Source organism: Curtobacterium luteum (assembly GCF_001475545.1).
In the GTDB taxonomy this organism is placed as follows: domain Bacteria; phylum Actinomycetota; class Actinomycetes; order Actinomycetales; family Microbacteriaceae; genus Curtobacterium; species Curtobacterium luteum_A.
Map to the genome: position 1 here is coordinate 23,219 of NZ_LDQC01000061.1, position 16,723 is coordinate 39,941.

A 16,723-nucleotide genomic window follows, 5' to 3' on the forward strand; every position below is an offset into this window, starting at 1 on the left:
ACGATCGCCTGTGTCGGCTGTGCACGTGTGACAGGGTTCTTCACCAACAGGCGTGTCAGCCGGGGGCTGCCGCGCGTCTGCGCCTCGGCGCGAACCACAAGGAAAGGGAATCCTCGCCATGCGAATGAGGATCAAGACGACGGCCGTGCTCGCCACGGCAGCCGCAGCAGCACTCGTGCTCGCGGGCTGCTCGGGCGGCGGGAACGCCGGAGGAAGCAGCTCGGCCGTCGCCCAGTCGACGCTGAAGTCGACGGGCTGGACGACCGCGGACCGGAGCGACATCAAGGACGGCGGTTCGCTCACACTGCCGATCGACTCGGCTCCGGCGAACTTCCAGGTCAGCAACCTCGACTCCGGCACGGTCGACGACGCCACCATCTCGGGCGTCTACCTGCCGGGCTTCATCCAGTTCAAGGAGAACGGCGAGTGGGAGGTGAACAAGGACTTCGCCACGTCGGTCGAGCTGACCAAGGACTCGCCGCAGACCGTCGAGATCACGATCAACCCGAAGGCGACCTGGTCCGACGGCACCCCGATCACCGAGAAGGACGTCGAGGCCAACTGGAAGGCCCTCAACGGCTCGAACAAGGCGTTCGCGCCCCTCGCCACCAACGTGTGGGAGGACGTCGACTCGGTCAAGCAGGGCTCGGACGAGCGTGACGTCATCATGACGTTCTCGAAGACGAACGCCGACTGGCCGAGCGTCCTCGGGACCATCTACCCCTACTGGGCCGTGGACACCCCCGACCACTTCAACAAGGCGTGGGCCAAGGGCCCGTACGCCGCGGACGGCAAGACCTACGTCTCCGGCGGCCCCTACATCGTCAAGTCGTTCGACAGCAACGGTGGCGTCCTCACGTTCGAGAAGAACCCGAAGTGGTGGGGCGACACGCCGAAGCTCGACACGATCGTCTTCAAGACGGTGTCGCGTGACGGTGTCGCGCAGGCGTACGCCAACAAGGAGTTCGACGCCTTCAACCTGAACGGCTCGGCCGACAACTTCAAGACCGCGAACACCCGCAGCGACTCGAAGATCGAGCGCTCGCTCGGCACGACGCAGCGGCAGATCACCCTGAACGGCACCTCCGACGTCTTCAAGGACAAGGAGGTCCGCCAGGCCTTCGCGCAGGCGATCAACCGCCAGACCCTCGCCCAGGCGATCCTGTCGCCGGTGAAGAGTCCGGTCACGGTGCTCAACAACCTCATCTACCTGCCGGGTCAGAAGGGCTACACCGACCACGCCTCCAGCGTGTACGGCTACAGCGTCGAAAAGGCCAAGCAGAAGCTCGAGGACGCCGGCTGGAAGATCGGCTCGGACGGCTACGCGGCCAAGGGCGGCAAGACGCTCTCGGTCCGCTTCGTGATCCCGTCGGACAACCAGAACTCGGCGAACATCGCGCAGCTCGTGCAGCAGCAGACCAAGGCCGCCGGCTTCAAGGTGACGATCGACACCGTGCCGACCGACGACTTCTTCACGAAGTACATCACCACGACCACGCGCGACTTCGACGCGACGTACTTCGCCTGGCAGGGCACGCCCTTCCCGGTGTCGTCCACGAAGTCGATCTACTACCCGGCGAACTCGGGTCAGAACTACATGGGCATCACCGACGACTCGCTCGGCGGGATGTGGGACACGGCGAACGGTGAGCTCGACCCGAGCGCACGCATCAAGGACGCGAACGCGATCGACAAGGTGATCGTCTCGCTCGCCGGCACGATCCCGCTGTTTCCGGAGCCCTACGCGTGGGGCGTCCGCAAGGACCTCGTGAACTACGGTCCGGCGCAGTTCCAGCAGTCCTCGGTGAAGTGGCAGGACGTGGGCTACGAGAAGTAGTCCGCGGACACGCACCGCACACGACACCCCCGGCGCCTCGGCGTCGGGGGTGTCGTCGCGACCGGGCCGGACAGGTCCGTCACCCCGCCGTCGGCCTGGAGGCTCGGCCCGGGCCCGGTGGGTCGGCGCGCGTCCGGTGGGCCTCGCGTCCGGCGCGCAGGCCCGGTCCGGCCGGTCCGCACCCGATCGGCACGGCGCTCGGTCGGACCGGCGACGTCGTCGCCGTTCCACCGCCGGCCGCAGCACCCGATCGGCCATCGGCCCCCGCACGATGTCTGAGCGTCAGCGGGGCACGGGGTCGCGGGCGGAGGGTCAGGGGGTCAGGACCACGATGGACAGCCCGCGGGTCCGCTCCGCCTGAGCGAGCGCCGCTGCGGGTTCGTCGATGTCGACGGTGACGACTCCGAGGCTCCGGAGGTCGATGACGCCGGCCTGGACCTGACGCCAGACGCGGAACGCCGTCTCCTCGGAGCACATCCACGAGCCCCGGAGGGTGATCCGCCGTCGCATGAGTTCGCCGTACGGGATCGGGAGGGTCTGGCGGACCCCGCCCAGGAGGACCATCGTGCCGTCTGCACGCACGCTGTCGAACCCGGCCATGGTGAGGCCCGGGGTCGGCGTCGGTCCGAGCGCGTCGATGACGACGTCCGCCTCGCCGTCGACCGCTGCGCCGATCGCTGCGGCGTCGTCACCGCGGGTGCTGACGGACCGGACGGCCCGCACGCGTGGGTCCAACGCCTCCAGTCGGTCGAGACTGCCAGCGTCCCGTCCCACGGCCACGACCCGGCTGGCACCGCGGGCGAGTGCCAGGAGGACAGCAGCTCCGCCCATCTGCCCACTCGCGCCCAGCACGACGACGCGGTCTCCGGCCGTCATCTCACTGCGCTCGACCGCGCCGGCTGCGACGCTCAACCACGGCAGGAAGGCGAGCTTCGTCGGATCGGCGTAGGCGTCGGCGCCGGGGAGCGCGACCACGGTCGACGCGGGCACGACGGCGCGCTCGGCGAAGGTGCCGTTCCGCCAGAGCCGACGCATCCGATCGGTGGTGTCCGTCGTCGTCCCGCGGCCGCCGATCCCGGTCCACCCGAGCAGGACCTCCTCCGGCTCGGCGACACGTCCGCTGCGGAGGAATCCGGTGCACAGCACCGTCTCGCCCCGACGAACGGTCGTGACGTCGTCCGCGACCTGTTCGACGGTCGCGATGCCGCCGATGCCGAGCACGGTCGGTGTCGCGATGCTGCCGCGGCCACCCTCGACGAGCACCCGTGTGTAGGCGGGGACCTGCACCGCGCGCATGCGCAACGACACGCCCCCGCTGCGCAGGGCCGGATCCGCCACCTCCTCGACGACGAGTGGCGAGCCGATGCTGTCGAGAGTCCATGCGTGCATGACGACAGCCTCGGCGGGCTTGGTCCCGGCATCCAGAGCCGCCGCATACTGGTACCCAGACCACCAGGGAGGGACGGTTTGCGTGACGTCACCGAGCAGCAGCGTCGAGAGCTGGGGACGTTCCTGCGTGCCCGACGGGAACGAGTCCGCCCGACCGAGGTCGGCCTGCCCGGATCGCCTCGTCGTCGAACCCCGGGCTTGCGTCGTGAGGAACTGGCGATGCTCGCGGGCATCAGCGCCACCTGGTACACGTTCCTGGAGCAGGGCCGGGACGTCCACCCGTCGCGCCAGGTGCTCGAAGCGCTGGCGCGAGCGCTCGAACTCGGCGATGCGGAGCGCGCGCACCTGATCGCCATCGCGGGGCAGCCGCACGCTGCGACGACCTCGGTGGACGTCCTCGATCCGGAGGTAGCGCGCGTGGTCGACCTGCTGGGTCCGGCCCCGACGTACGTGACGGGCGCGCGCTTCGACCTGCTCGCGTGGAACACGGCGGCGGCCGACCTGTTCCGCGGCGCGCTGACGCACGACGAGCATCCGAACCTCGTTCGGTGGATGTTCCTCGCGGCGGATGCGCGTGAGGTCCTGCCGGACTGGACCGACGTGGCGCAGGGGCTCCTCGGACGGTTCCGCGCCCGAGCCGGACGGCGCCCGGGTGACGCGGCCTTCACGCAACTCGAGGACGAGCTGCGCCGGGGCAGCCCGGAGGCCGACGAATGGTGGACACGCTACGACGTGGGTACCGAACGAGGGGGGATCAAACGCGTTCGGCGAGCCGACGGGCAACTGCAACACCTGGCCTACACGTCGTTCGAGGTCGCAGACCGACCAGACCAGACCATGACGACCTACCGTCTGCTGTGAGGGTGCGCCTCGCGGAACCGTCCGCCGCTCCGGCCCTGCACCTGTTCGGTGGGCTGGACGACGTCGTCGGGGAGTGGCTCACAGTCCGGGATCGCTCCTCGCGGGGGGAGATCCGTCGTCCTCGTCGGTGCTGCGTCAGAGCTGCGCGGCCGCCATCGTCGCGACGAAGCCGAGCACGACCAGCGCGAGCACCGACCAACCGTGCGCCCGGTGCGTGATCGGGGCCGCGGTGACGCTCGTCGGGGGCGGGCCGCCCTGCGGTGCCGCCGCGGGGACCATCGCGCGCACCTCGTCGGCCGCGGCGTCGACGGTGAGCCGCACCGAGCCTCCCGGTCGGTGTGCCGCGAGGCGAGCCGTCGGCCGCGTCGCGATCCAGGTGCGGCGGACGCCCTCGCTGGAGACGACCTCGAGGCCGTACTTCGTGCGGACCTCGGTGACGCGGCGCCAGGCGTAACTGCTGGTGCGGCGGACGTCGACGACGCGGAGCGCGTCGGGCGCGAGTTCGATGCGCGGGCGCCAGAGGACTGCCCATGCGAGGAACGCGATGAAGACGCTCGGGATCGGCGCGAGCCAGGGCGATCCGTCGCCGACGAGGGCGAGGGGGACGAGCGCGACGGAGGCGGCCCAGAGCACGACGGCGAGCAGGCGCATCCCGGGCGCGACGATGACGGTCACGCACCAAGGGTAGGAGACACGAATGCGTGTTCCGAGAGTGCCTCCCCGGAGACGTCCGGGGAGCGGGTGTGACACACCGGCGCGTATCTCCGGACGACCCGATTCTCCGGGGAGGCAAGTCCTACGTGGACCTCTCGTTCCACCAATGGTCGCCGGACCCCCGTTCGGGTGTCAATACCCTAGGCTGGGAGATTCCGGGGATCGACACGCCGTCACGAGACGAGTTGCTCGATCTGCTGGCGGATGACCTCGGCCTTCGGGAACCGCAGGCCGACGAGCCCGATGTGCCGCCAGCGCACGATGCCGTCCGGTCCGATCACGAAGACCGACCGCCGGAGGCCGATCCCGGGCGCGCGGACGCCGTAGGACCGCACGACGGCGCCGGACGGGTCGCTCAGCAGCGGGAAGGTCAGCGAGGACCCGCGGGCGAAGGCCTCGTGGGAGTCGAGCGCCTGCGGGCTGATGCCCCACACGACGGCACCGAGGTCGTCGAAGTCGTCGAGTTCCTCCTGGTAGCTGCACAGCTGCGCGCTGCACACCGGGGTGGCGTCACCCGGGTAGAAGGCGAGCACCACGGTGCGGCCGATCTGCGAGGTGAGGTCGTAGACGCCGTCGGTGCGGTTCCCGTAACGGACGACGGTGCCGGCCAGGCTGAAGGCCGGTGCGGGTTCGCCGACCTCGGGGATGCTCATGTGCTCACGGTACGGCCGGCGGCGAGGCGGCTGTCCGCGGAGCGCTGTGGATCTGCTGTGCGTCCCCAGGAGTGGGGTGCACGGTGTCCGTGAGGTCGCTGACGCCCGGACGGGGGTACGCGGTCCAGCGGGCCGTCACCGGAAGAGCTGCGGGAACGCGGCCGCCACCCACGGGTACCCGACGAACACGACGGCGTCGAGCAGACAGTGCGTGATGACGAGGGGGAGGAGCCGGCCCCACTTCGTGTAGATCCACCCGAACACGATGCCCATCACCGCGTTGCCGACGAACGCGCCGAACCCCTGGTAGAGGTGGTAGCTGCCGCGCAGCACGGCGGTGCTGAGGATGATCTGCCACCGGCCCCACCCGAGCCCGCCGAGCCGCTCGTAGAGGTAGCCGATGACGATGACCTCCTCCTGCAGCCCCGACCGGACGGCCGAGAGCAGCAGGACCGGGATCGTCCACAAGTACGAGTCGAGTGCCGCGGGGTCGACGTTCACCGTGAACCCGAGCGCCCGGCCCGTGAAGTACAGCGCGAGCCCGGGGACCCCGATGCACAGCGCGATGAGGGCCGCGCCGCCGAGGTCCGGCCGCGCCCGGAACCGGTCGATCCCGAGGCGGGACAGGTGCGGGCGCGTGGTGCTCCACAGGAGGTAGCAGACGAGCGCGACCGGGGCGAGGTCCACGGCGATGCCGACGAGCTGCCGCGCGAGGTCGACGTACTGCACGGTCGTGGTCGACTGGTTGAGCGCGGTGGACTGCTGCCCGAGCGGGGTGGTCTGGGACAGGTCGTCGATGATCTGCAGGATCGAGTAGAGCGCGCTGCCGCCGAGCGACAGCATGAGGACGATCGTGATCTCGGTCCACGTTCGCCGTCGGCTCATGGTCTGTACTCCTGTTGGTTGCGAACTACCGGTAGACTGGCGTGTCGGGCGTTCTGCCCACGGGTGCCATGTGTCCACGTCGACCGGCCGCCCGATCTTCTCCGAACACTTGAAGGATGTCCTGTATGGCGCTCGCCACCCGGTCCGACCTGCGCAACGTCGCCATCGTGGCACACGTCGACCACGGCAAGACCACCCTCGTCGACGCGATGCTCACGCAGACCAACTCGTTCGACGCCCACTTCGAGGGCGAGGACCGGATGATGGACTCGAACGACCTCGAGCGCGAGAAGGGCATCACCATCCTCGCGAAGAACACCTCGGTGCTCTACAACGGGAAGCACGCCGAGGAGTTCAACCCGGGCGGCCGCATCACGATCAACGTGATCGACACCCCCGGCCACGCCGACTTCGGCGGTGAGGTCGAGCGCGGCCTCTCGATGGTCGACGGTGTCGTGCTGCTCGTCGACGCGTCCGAGGGTCCGCTGCCCCAGACCCGCTTCGTGCTCCGCAAGGCGCTCGCCGCGAAGCTCCCGGTGATCCTCCTCGTCAACAAGACGGACCGCCCGGACTCCCGCATCGACGAGGTCGTCTCCGAGTCGCAGGACCTCCTGCTCGGCCTGGCCTCCGACCTGTCGGACGAGGTCGACGACCTCGACCTCGACGCCATCCTCGACGTCCCCGTCGTGTACGCCTCGGGCCGCGCCGGAGCCGCGTCGCGCAACAAGCCGGAGGACGGCAGCCTGCCGGACAACGAGGACCTCGAGCCGCTGTTCGAGGCGATCCTGCAGCACGTGCCGGCGCCGACCTACGACGACGAGCACCCGCTGCAGGCCCACGTCACGAACCTCGACGCGTCGCCGTTCCTCGGCCGCCTCGCGCTCCTCCGCATCTTCCACGGCACGATGAAGAAGGGCCAGACCGTGGCCTGGGTGAAGCACGACGGCTCCGTGCAGAACGCCCGCATCACCGAGCTCCTCATCACGAAGGCGCTCGACCGCTACCCGGCCGAGTCCGCGGGCCCCGGTGACATCGTCGCGGTCGCGGGCTTCGAGGACATCACCATCGGTGAGACCCTGACCGACCCCGAGGACGTCCGGCCGCTGCCGACCATCACGGTCGACGACCCGGCGATCTCGATGACGATCGGCACGAACACGAGCCCGCTCGTCGGCAAGGTCAAGGGCCACAAGCTCACCGCCCGCATGGTGAAGGACCGCCTCGACCGCGAGCTCGTCGGCAACGTCTCGCTCAAGGTCCAGGACATCGGCCGTCCCGACGCGTGGGAGGTCCAGGGCCGCGGCGAGCTCGCGCTGGCGATCCTCGTCGAGCAGATGCGCCGTGAGGGCTACGAGCTCACGGTCGGCAAGCCGCAGGTCGTCACGAAGAAGGACGAGAACGGCAAGACGCTCGAGCCGTACGAGCACATGACGATCGACACGCCGGAGGAGTACCTCGGCGCCATCACCCAGCTCATGGCCGCTCGCAAGGGCCGCATGGAGAACATGGTGAACCACGGCACCGGGTGGATCCGCATGGAGTTCATCGTCCCGTCGCGCGGCCTCATCGGCTTCCGCACGTCGTTCCTCACCGAGACCCGGGGCACGGGCATCGCGAACGCCATCTCGCACGGCTACGGCGAGTGGGCCGGTCCGATCCAGACCCGCATCAACGGCTCGATCGTGTCCGACCGTGCGGGCGTCGTCACGCCGTTCGCCATCACGAACCTCCAGGAGCGGATGACGTTCTTCGTCAACCCGACGGAGGAGGTCTACGAGGGCATGGTCATCGGCGAGAACTCGCGCGCCGACGACATGGACGTGAACATCACGAAGGAGAAGAAGCTGACGAACATGCGTTCGTCGACGGCCGACACCTTCGAGTCGATGACCCCGTCGCGGCAGCTGTCGCTCGAGGAGTGCCTCGAGTTCGCCCGGGAGGACGAGTGCGTCGAGGTCACCCCCGACGCCGTCCGCATCCGCAAGGTCGAGCTGGACGCGCAGGCGCGCCAGCGCGCGTACGCCCGCCTCAAGCGCCAGGATGCGTAGGCACGCCGCGGAGCAGCAGCCGGGAGGCCCGTCCTCCGTCCGTCGGCCCGGTCACCTCGTCGAGGTGGCCGGGCCGCGGTCGTGTCACGGCACGGTTGTACGGTGGTCTGCGTGACGTTCGATCTGCTTGCCATCTACCAGGACCTCCACGCACACCCGGAGCTCGGCTTCCAGGAGCACCGGACGGCGGGGGTGATCGCCGAGCGGCTCGCGGAGCTGTCCGGTGTCGAGGTCACGACGGGCGTCGGCGGCACGGGCGTCGTCGCCGTCCTGCACAACGGCGAGGGACCGACGGTCTGGCTGCGTGCCGACATGGACGGGCTGCCCGTCCAGGAGCGCACCGGACTCCCGTACGCGAGCGAGCACACCGGGCAGGACGAGTCCGGCGCGACGGTCGCGACCATGCACGCCTGCGGCCACGACATCCACGTGACGTGGCTCCTCGGCACGCTCGAGCGGCTCGTGTCGACCACGGACGAGTGGCACGGCACCGTCGTCGGCGTGTTCCAGCCGGCGGAAGAGGTCATCTCCGGCGCGCGCGCCATGATCGACGACGGCCTGGTCGAGCGCTTCCCGAAGCCCGACGTCGTCCTCGGCCAGCACTCCGCCCCGGCGCCGGTCGGCACCGTCGCGGTGGGGTCCGGCCCGGTGATGGCGTCGAGCGACCGGCTCACGGTGACGTTCAACGGCCGCGGCGCCCACGGTTCGGCGCCGCAGGCCTCGCTCGACCCGGTCGTCACCGCCGCCTCGGCCGTGGTCCGGCTGCAGACCGTCGTCTCGCGCGAGGTCGCCCCGAGCGACGCCGGGGTCGTCACGGTCGGCTCGTTCCACGCGGGCACGCGCGCGAACATCATCCCCGACCAGGCGGTCATCGAGATCTCCACCCGCGCCCGCAACGAGGAGACCCGCGGCCGGATCATCGCGTCGATCGAGCGGATCGTCCGTGCCGAGAGCGAAGCGGGTGGGCTGCCCGAGCCGACGATCGACCGCGCACCGGGTGCCGATGTCCTCGTGAACGACCCGGAGCAGGCCGCGACGGTCCTCGCCGCCGTCCGCGAGGCCGTGCCCAACGCCATCGACCTCGAGTCGGGCCTGGCGATGGCGTCCGAGGACGTCGGACAGCTCGCCACCGCCGCGGGCGTGCCGATCGTGTACTGGTTCACCGGCATCACCGACCCGGAGCTGTTCCGCACCGGGCAGGAGATCCCGAGCAACCACTCGCCGTTCTACGCGCCGCAGGCCGAGACGTCGATCCCCGTCGGCGTGGACGCGGCCGTGGCCGCGGCGCGCGCGTACCTGGCCTGAGCGTCGTCGGACGGGAGCTTCACAGCGAACGTGCGCCGCGCCTCCCGGCAGACGCTCTAGGGTGCTGCGCATGCGCACCCCGACCCGCACCCTGATCGCCGCCGTCGCCGCCGGCATCGCCCTGGCAGGGCTGAGCGGCTGCTCCTCCGACACCGTCCGACAGGCCACCGACCTCGGCTCGTCGGTCGCCTCGGACGTGTCGAACGCGGTCCAGGGGATCGACGGCAAGGCGATCCAGGACGGCATGGCGTCGGTCGCGGGCGGCATCGACGGTGCGCTCGACACGGCGCTCAAGGGTGCGAAGGTGACCTCGGACGGGCAGCTGCCCGACGGCTTCCCGACGAAGGACGTGCCGCTCGTCGACGGGACGGTCCTCGGCGGCGGCTCGGGTCCGGACGGCTCCGGCTGGGTCGCCCAGGTCCGGGTCGGGTCGGTCGACGAGTTCCAGGCCGCGGCCGACGCCCTGACGCGCGCCGGCTACACGGAGTCGGTGAAGCGGGAGGACTCGTCGAGCGCGTTCGGGCTGTTCCGGAGCGACGGGTACCGCGTCGTCCTGACCCTCGCGAAGACCGATGCCGGAGTGACCGCGACGTACATCGTGACCTCGCGCTAGGCCGGTCCCGTACGCTGGGCACCGATGTCCGAGGTCCCCGTCACCCGCCCAGAGCGCGTCCTGTTCGTGCACGCCCACCCCGACGACGAGACCCTCGTGTCGGGCGGGACGATCGCCACCCTGCTGGAGCTCGGCGCCGAGGTCACCGTCCTCACCGCGACCCGGGGTGAGCGGGGGGAGATGCTCACCGCCGAGCTCGCACCGCTCGAGGGTGACGGCCCCCGCGTCGCCGCCCACCGCGAGGGCGAGATCGCCGCTGCGCTGGCCGCGCTCGGCGGTCCGGCGCACCTCTGGCTCGGGGGAGCGGGAGCGCGCCCGACCGACCTGCCCGAGCGTCGGTACGCCGACTCGGGGATGCAGTGGGGACCGGACGGACGCGCGACGGCCGCCGACGACGCCCCGGCGGACTCGCTCACCGCGGCAGACCTCGGCGAGGTCGTGGACGACGTCCGTGCCGCGATCCGGTCGACGATGGCCGACGCCGTCGTGAGCTACGCGGACGACGGCGGCTACGGGCACCCCGACCACGTGCGGGTGCACCACGCGGCTCGGTACGCCGCGCGCGCCGAGGAGGTCGCCTTCTCGATGATCGTCCCGGCCGACACGGGGCAGGCCGACCTGACCGTGGACGTCGTCCCGGTGCGGGCGAAGGTCCGTGCGGCGCTCGAGCAGTACCGTTCGCAGCTCACCGTGGATCCGGTCGACCCCGCCGACCCGACCGCGCTCTCGTGGGTGATGCCCCACGGTGAACGGCAGTCCGCCCCCGCCGTCGAGGCCTTCCGGCACGATGCCGACCCGGTCCCGCCGGCGCCGCAGACCTTCGCCGAGTTCTCCCCGCAGGGCAAGGCCACGGCGGTCGTCGTGTCGTTCGTGCTCGGACTCGTGGCGGGCGGCCTCGGCTCCGTGACGCACCAGCAGACGATCGGCACGTTCCCGATCGGCATCTTCCTGCCGACGCTCGTGGTGATCGGGCTGCTCGCGGGCATCCGGCTGCTGTACCGCTCGCGGGTGCTCGTCGTCGCGGTCTGGCTCGGCATCGCGCTCGCGACGACGTTCCTGCTGCAGCTCGTCCTCGCGAACGCCGCGGGCTACACGTGGATGATCGCCCCGACGGCCGTCGCGTTCGTCGTGCTCGTCTGGCCGGACTTCGGCGACAGGCGTCGTTCGGCCGGACCGGCGACGACCGGGGTGGCCTCCGCGGCGCCGTCGGACACCGGCCTGTCCGGATCCGCCCAGGGCCGCGAGTAGGATCGAACCGTGACGTACGTGATCGCTCAGCCCTGTGTGGACGTCAAGGACCGCGCCTGCATCGACGAGTGCCCGGTCGACTGCATCTACGAGGGTGACCGCTCGCTGTACATCCACCCGGACGAGTGCGTCGACTGCGGAGCCTGCGAGCCGGTCTGCCCGGTCGAGGCCATCTACTACGAGGACGACCTCCCCGAGGAGTGGGCCGACTACTACAAGGCCAACGTCGAGTTCTTCGACGAGGTCGGCTCGCCCGGCGGCGCCGCGAAGGTCGGTGTGATCCACAAGGACCACCCGGTCGTCCTCGCCGAGCCCCCGCGCGGCTGACCCGGACCCCGCACGTGGCGCTCGACCTCCCCGACTTCCCCTGGGACCAGCTCGTCCCGTTCAAGCAGCGCGCGGCGGCCGTCGAGGGCGGCATCGTCGACCTCAGCGTCGGCTCGCCCGTCGACCCGACACCGGAGCTCGTCCGCCGTGCCCTCGCCGAGGCCACCGACGCGCACGCGTATCCGCAGGTCGCCGGGACCCCGGCCCTGCGTGAGGCGATCGCCGCGTGGTACGGCCGCCGACAGGGTGTCACGCTCACCCCCGAGCAGGTCCTGCCGACGATCGGCTCCAAGGAGTTCATCGCCGGACTCGCGCTGTGGCTCGGCATCGGCCGCGGCGACACGGTCGTGTTCCCGGAGGCCGCCTACCCCACGTACGAGCTCGGTGCCGCCCTCGTCGGCGCGGACGCGCTCGCCTCCGACGACCCCGCGGCGTGGCCGGAGTCGACCAAGCTCGTGTGGTTGAACTCCCCGGGGAACCCCGACGGCCGTGTCCTGTCGATCGAGCAGCTGCGTGTCGCGGTCGAGCGTGCCCGCGAGCTCGGCGCCGTCATCGTGGGTGACGAGTGCTACGCCGAACTCGGGTGGGAACCGCCGTACGACACCGCGCCGACCCCCACCATCCTCGACCCGCGCGTCGTGGGCGACTCGCTCTCGGGCGTGCTCAGCGTGTACTCGCTCTCGAAGCAGTCGAACCTCGCCGGCTACCGCGCCGCGTTCGTGGCCGGCGACGCCGCGCTCCTCGCCGAGGTCCTCGCGGTCCGCAAGCACACCGGCATGATGCCGCCGCTGCCCGTGCAGCAGGCCATGATCGTCGCGCTCGAGGACGAGACGCACGTGCACCAGCAGAAGTCCCGGTACAAGGCGCGCCGGAACATGCTGCGACGGGCACTCGACGGCGCCGGCTTCCGCATCGACCACAGCGAGGCCGGCCTGTACCTCTGGGCGACGCGGGGCGAGCCCGCGCTCGACACCGTCGCGTGGCTCGCCGACCGCGGGATCCTCGTCGCGCCCGGGACGTTCTACGGTCCAGCCGGGGAGGAGCACGTCCGCGTCGCCCTCACCGCGACCGACGAGCGCATCGCGGCGGCCGCGCAGCGGCTCGCGAGCGCGCGGCGCACGAGCCGGGTGTCCGCGGACTGAACCGTGTCCGACGGGCGGGTGTCGTGCCTCCCGTCCGGTCGGCACCACGTGGTGCGCTGTCAGCGCAATCCGTGGTTCCCACCAATCCCGGAGCGCGGGAGTGTGCACGACCGACAGTGGGCGCGATTAGGCTGTCATCGTGACTGACACTGCCAACGACGCTCAGAAGACGGCCACACCGCCCACCACGCCCGTCCCCGTGAGCCCGGCTGCGGAGCAGCAGACCGAGACCGCGACGCTGACGTTCCCGGGTGGCTCGGCGGAGTTCCCGATCCTGCCGAGCGTCGACGGCGCGTCCACGGTGGACATCTCGACCTTCAAGAAGCAGACGGGGATGAACACCCTCGACTACGGCTTCGTGAACACCGGCTCGACGAAGAGCGCGATCACGTACATCGACGGCGACCAGGGGATCCTGCGCTACCGGGGGTACCCGATCGACCAGGTCGCGTCGAACTGCACCTTCCTCGAGGTCGCGTGGCTCCTCATCTACGGCGAGCTGCCGACGGCCGCCGAGCTCGAGTCCTTCGACGCCCGCATCCGCCGCCACACGCTGCTGCACGAGGACCTCCGTCGCCTGTTCGACGCCCTCCCGCACTCGGCGCACCCCATGTCCGTCCTGTCGAGCGCCGTCAGCGCCCTGTCGACGTACTACGAGGACGACATGAGCGTCGACGACCCGGAGAAGGTCGAGCTGCAGACCGTACGGCTGCTCGCGAAGCTCCCGGTCATCGCGGCGTACGCGCACAAGAAGGCGATCGGGCAGGCGTTCCTGTACCCGGACAACTCGCTGTCGTTCGTCGACAACTTCCTCCGGCTGAACTTCGGCACCATGGCCGAGACCTACCAGCCGAACCCCGTGCTCTCCAAGGCGCTCGAACGGCTGCTCATCCTGCACGAGGACCACGAGCAGAACGCCTCCACCGCGACCGTCCGGCTCGTGGGCTCCACGAAGGCGAACATGTTCGCGTCGATCTCGGCCGGCATCAACGCCCTCTACGGCCCGCTGCACGGTGGTGCGAACGAGGCCGTGCTCGAGATGCTCCAGCAGATCAAGGACTCCGGCGAGCCGGTGTCGCGCTTCGTCGAGCGGGTGAAGAACAAGGAACGCGGGGTGAAGCTCATGGGCTTCGGCCACCGCGTCTACAAGAACTACGACCCGCGCGCGAAGCTCGTGAAGGAGTCCGCGCACGAGGTGCTCGAGGCCCTCGGGGTGCAGGACGACCTGCTCGACATCGCCATGGAGCTCGAGGGGATCGCGCTCGAGGACGAGTACTTCGTCAGCCGCAAGCTCTACCCGAACGTCGACTTCTACACGGGCATCATCTACAAGGCGATGGGCTTCCCGCCGCGGATGTTCACGGTGCTGTTCGCGATCGGGCGGCTGCCGGGGTGGATCGCGCAGTGGCGTGAGCTCAACAACGACCCGCTGAACAAGATCGGGCGTCCGCAGCAGCTCTACGTGGGGTACCCCGAGCGGGACCTGCCGGCGCGCTGAGGCGCGGGGCGGGGCGGGCTGCGCGCGCTCCAGCGCGCGAGACCGGTGCGTCCCTCGCGCGCGCGATCGGCGCACGACCGGAGACACGCCGCACCACGGATACACGTGGTGCGGCGTGTCCCTGGTCGTGCACACGTGGCGGACTGGAGGCGCGGTGCCGGCCCGCCACGCGCCTCCAGGCCGACGACGCGTCGCCGCCGACGTCTCGGCGTCAGCGCCGGCGTCCCGTGGACGACGCGTCGCTGCCACGTCCCGTGGTGCCGGTTGGCCTCGCACAACCAAAGACGTGTGAAACCGTGGAAACGCGCGGTTCGTTCTGTCTTTGGTTGTGCGGATCCGTCGGGCGCGGCGGACGCCGAGCAGGACGGCGCGGCGGGCGCATCGGTCGGCTCAGGCGCGGCGCGCCGGCGGCTAGCGGGTGGGCTGCGTCAGCGCCCAGGCGGTCACGAGGTCGAGCGCGGCGTCCGAATCCGGCGTGCGCGGGCGGTTGAGGAAGGCATGTCGAGCGTCGGGCAGCACGTGCCGCTCGATGTCTGCGCCGGCGCTGCGCAGTTCGGCCGCGAAGAGGTCACCCGACGACCGCATCGTGTCGTGGTCGGCGTCGACCATGAGGACGGGCGGGAACCCGGACAGGTCCTGGCCGCCCGGGAACGCGGTGTCCGTCGGCGCTCCGCGTCCGACGAGGTTCCGGTTGGCGCGATCGAGCAGCGCGGGGTGGTGGGTCAACCGGCGGTGTCCCCGGACGGTCCGGGTGACGGCAGCGTCGCGCGGGGTGAGCGCGTGGAAGAAGCCGTAGGCCAGGAACAGCCCGTCAGGTCGGGCCCCCGTCGGTAGCGTTCGAGTGACGGCCGCAGCGATGCACGCCCCGGCACTCGCTCCGCCGAGGAGCAGCCGCCCTGAGACCTCGTCGCGGACGGCGTCGAGCACGGCGCGCACCTCGTCAGCCGCGGCCGGATGGCGTCGTCGGCCGCGGGGCCCCCGGCGACCGACGAACGGCAGCCCGGGCAGGGGAGCGAGCCGGTAGTCGACCGCGATGACGTCGATCCCGCGGGCCGCCAACTCCGTCGCCACCGCGTGCGACTCCGGGAGGTCGAGGTCGCCCCGGAAGAACCCGCCGCCGTGCAGCCACACGAGCGTGACGGCCGAACCCGACCCGTAGTGTCGGACCGGGACCGGACCGTGCGGACCAGAGATCGTCGGACCCGCGGGTGGCGCCCCCATGTGGGTCGGCTACGCGTGCAGGGCGGTGTTCAGCTGGATGCCCTGGCCCTGGCGCTGCAGGGCCTCGACCGCGCCGGTGACCGAGTTGCGCCGGAAGAGGATGTTCGGGGTGCCCGAGAGCTCTGCGGCCTTGACGGTCTTCGGGGTGCCGTCCGGGTTCGGTGCTGCCCCGACGAGGACGACCTTGGTGCCGGCGGTCACGTAGAGGCCGGCCTCGACCACGGAGTCGTCGCCGAGGGAGACACCGAGGCCGGCGTTGGCGCCGAGCAGGGCCCGCGCGCCGAGCGACACCCGGTGCGTGCCCCCACCCGAGAGCGTGCCCATGATGGAAGCACCGCCACCGATGTCCGTGCCGTCGCCGACGACGACGCCTTGGGACACGCGCCCCTCGATCATGGCGTCGCCGAGGGTCCCCGCGTTGAAGTTCACGAAGCCCTCGTGCATGACCGTGGTGCCGGGGGCGAGGTGCGCGCCGAGACGGACCCGGTTCGCATCGCCGATGCGCACCCGGTCCGGCACGACGTAGTCGACCAGCCGCGGGAACTTGTCGATCGCGTGCACCGCGATGCCCGCACGCTGGAGCGACGGACGCAGCCGGGTGAGGTCTGCGGGGGAGACCGGGCCGGCGTTCGTCCACGCGACGATCGGCAGGTGCGCGAAGACTCCGTCGAGGTTGACCTCGTTCGGGCGGACGTGCAGGTGGCTGAGCAGGTGCAGTCGCAGGTACGCGTCCGGCGTGCTCGTGGGGGCCGCGTCGATCGTGACCTCGGTGGTGACCGCCTCGATCCGGACGGCGCGACGAGGGTCGTCGCCGACGTGCGCCAGCAGGTCCTCGGGGAAGGCGGCGTCGGACGGCCGCGCGCCGAGGTGCGTCTCCGGGTACCAGGTGTCGAGCGTCGTGCCGTCGGCGGCGATCGTCGCGAGGCCGTGGCCCCAGGCGGTGGTCGGGCGGGCGGAGGCGGTCGTGTCGGTCACGTGGACA

The 16,723-nt window shown here is 70.9% G+C and carries 15 protein-coding genes; 9 read left to right on the forward strand and 6 right to left on the reverse strand.

The window, feature by feature from the left end:
* Window positions 1-118 precede the first annotated feature (118 nt).
* Complete coding sequence (locus NS184_RS11245; protein ID WP_083513638.1) at window positions 119-1,837, forward strand: ABC transporter family substrate-binding protein; 1,719 nt, start codon at window positions 119-121, stop codon at window positions 1,835-1,837.
* 312 nt (window positions 1,838-2,149) lie between these two features.
* Here the strand turns inward: NS184_RS11245 and NS184_RS11250 are convergent, their stop codons facing one another.
* Window positions 2,150-3,226, reverse strand: coding sequence for a zinc-binding dehydrogenase (locus tag NS184_RS11250; protein WP_058726207.1), 1,077 nt, complete (start codon window positions 3,224-3,226; stop codon window positions 2,150-2,152).
* On the opposite strand from NS184_RS11250, the gene NS184_RS11255 reads away from it, so the two are divergent.
* Window positions 3,221-4,087 carry a helix-turn-helix transcriptional regulator gene (locus NS184_RS11255; protein ID WP_242863035.1) on the forward strand — a complete coding sequence of 289 codons (867 nt, stop codon included), beginning with the start codon at window positions 3,221-3,223 and terminating at the stop codon, window positions 4,085-4,087. The genes NS184_RS11250 and NS184_RS11255 overlap by 6 nt on opposite strands.
* A gap of 135 nt (window positions 4,088-4,222) precedes the next feature.
* On the opposite strand, the gene NS184_RS11260 is transcribed toward NS184_RS11255, so the two are convergent.
* From NS184_RS11260 to NS184_RS11270, 3 genes are all read right to left on the reverse strand, one after another.
* Entirely contained in the window at window positions 4,223-4,762 is a 540-nt protein-coding gene (locus NS184_RS11260) for a PH domain-containing protein (RefSeq protein WP_058726209.1), read from the reverse strand.
* A gap of 212 nt (window positions 4,763-4,974) precedes the next feature.
* Window positions 4,975-5,454, reverse strand: coding sequence for a peroxiredoxin (locus NS184_RS11265; RefSeq protein WP_058726210.1), 480 nt, complete (start codon window positions 5,452-5,454; stop codon window positions 4,975-4,977).
* A gap of 135 nt (window positions 5,455-5,589) precedes the next feature.
* Window positions 5,590-6,339: a CPBP family intramembrane glutamic endopeptidase gene (locus tag NS184_RS11270; protein ID WP_058726211.1), complete on the reverse strand. Its 750-nt coding sequence runs from the start codon at window positions 6,337-6,339 to the stop codon at window positions 5,590-5,592.
* 125 nt (window positions 6,340-6,464) lie between these two features.
* On the opposite strand from NS184_RS11270, the gene typA reads away from it, so the two are divergent.
* The 7 genes from typA (at window position 6,465) to NS184_RS11305 (ending at window position 14,520) form a co-directional block, all read left to right on the forward strand.
* Window positions 6,465-8,387, forward strand: coding sequence for a translational GTPase TypA (gene typA / locus NS184_RS11275; protein ID WP_058726212.1), 1,923 nt, complete (start codon window positions 6,465-6,467; stop codon window positions 8,385-8,387).
* 111 nt (window positions 8,388-8,498) lie between these two features.
* The gene (locus NS184_RS11280; RefSeq protein ID WP_058726240.1) at window positions 8,499-9,692 is read left to right on the forward strand and encodes an amidohydrolase; all 1,194 of its coding nucleotides are present in this window, start codon (window positions 8,499-8,501) and stop codon (window positions 9,690-9,692) included.
* A 70-nt stretch (window positions 9,693-9,762) separates the two neighbouring features.
* Entirely contained in the window at window positions 9,763-10,305 is a 543-nt protein-coding gene (locus tag NS184_RS11285) for a hypothetical protein (protein ID WP_152998179.1), read from the forward strand.
* Between the two features lie 24 nt (window positions 10,306-10,329).
* Window positions 10,330-11,553 carry a PIG-L family deacetylase gene (locus NS184_RS11290; protein WP_058726214.1) on the forward strand — a complete coding sequence of 408 codons (1,224 nt, stop codon included), beginning with the start codon at window positions 10,330-10,332 and terminating at the stop codon, window positions 11,551-11,553.
* A 9-nt stretch (window positions 11,554-11,562) separates the two neighbouring features.
* Entirely contained in the window at window positions 11,563-11,880 is a 318-nt protein-coding gene (gene fdxA, locus NS184_RS11295) for a ferredoxin (protein WP_058726215.1), read from the forward strand.
* Window positions 11,881-11,894: 14 nt separating this feature from the next.
* Window positions 11,895-13,022, forward strand: a complete 1,128-nt coding sequence (gene dapC, locus NS184_RS11300; RefSeq protein WP_058726216.1) for a succinyldiaminopimelate transaminase — start codon at window positions 11,895-11,897, stop codon at window positions 13,020-13,022.
* 199 nt (window positions 13,023-13,221) lie between these two features.
* On the forward strand, window positions 13,222-14,520 hold the full coding sequence (locus NS184_RS11305) for a citrate synthase (RefSeq protein WP_083513640.1): 1,299 nt from the start codon (window positions 13,222-13,224) through the stop codon (window positions 14,518-14,520).
* A 411-nt stretch (window positions 14,521-14,931) separates the two neighbouring features.
* Here the strand turns inward: NS184_RS11305 and NS184_RS11310 are convergent, their stop codons facing one another.
* Window positions 14,932-15,741, reverse strand: a complete 810-nt coding sequence (locus NS184_RS11310) for an alpha/beta hydrolase (protein WP_058726217.1) — start codon at window positions 15,739-15,741, stop codon at window positions 14,932-14,934.
* 9 nt (window positions 15,742-15,750) lie between these two features.
* Window positions 15,751-16,716: a 2,3,4,5-tetrahydropyridine-2,6-dicarboxylate N-succinyltransferase gene (dapD, locus tag NS184_RS11315; RefSeq protein ID WP_058726218.1), complete on the reverse strand. Its 966-nt coding sequence runs from the start codon at window positions 16,714-16,716 to the stop codon at window positions 15,751-15,753.
* Window positions 16,717-16,723 lie beyond the last annotated feature (7 nt).

Coding starts and splice junctions, on each gene's coding strand:
- NS184_RS11245 (WP_083513638.1), top strand. CDS start 119: ATGCGAATGAGGATCAAGACGACGGCCGTGCTCGCCACGGCAGCCGCA.
- NS184_RS11250 (WP_058726207.1), bottom strand. CDS start 3,226: ATGCACGCATGGACTCTCGACAGCATCGGCTCGCCACTCGTCGTCGAG.
- NS184_RS11265 (WP_058726210.1), bottom strand. CDS start 5,454: ATGAGCATCCCCGAGGTCGGCGAACCCGCACCGGCCTTCAGCCTGGCC.
- NS184_RS11270 (WP_058726211.1), bottom strand. CDS start 6,339: ATGAGCCGACGGCGAACGTGGACCGAGATCACGATCGTCCTCATGCTG.
- typA (WP_058726212.1), top strand. CDS start 6,465: ATGGCGCTCGCCACCCGGTCCGACCTGCGCAACGTCGCCATCGTGGCA.
- NS184_RS11285 (WP_152998179.1), top strand. CDS start 9,763: ATGCGCACCCCGACCCGCACCCTGATCGCCGCCGTCGCCGCCGGCATC.
- NS184_RS11290 (WP_058726214.1), top strand. CDS start 10,330: ATGTCCGAGGTCCCCGTCACCCGCCCAGAGCGCGTCCTGTTCGTGCAC.
- NS184_RS11310 (WP_058726217.1), bottom strand. CDS start 15,741: ATGGGGGCGCCACCCGCGGGTCCGACGATCTCTGGTCCGCACGGTCCG.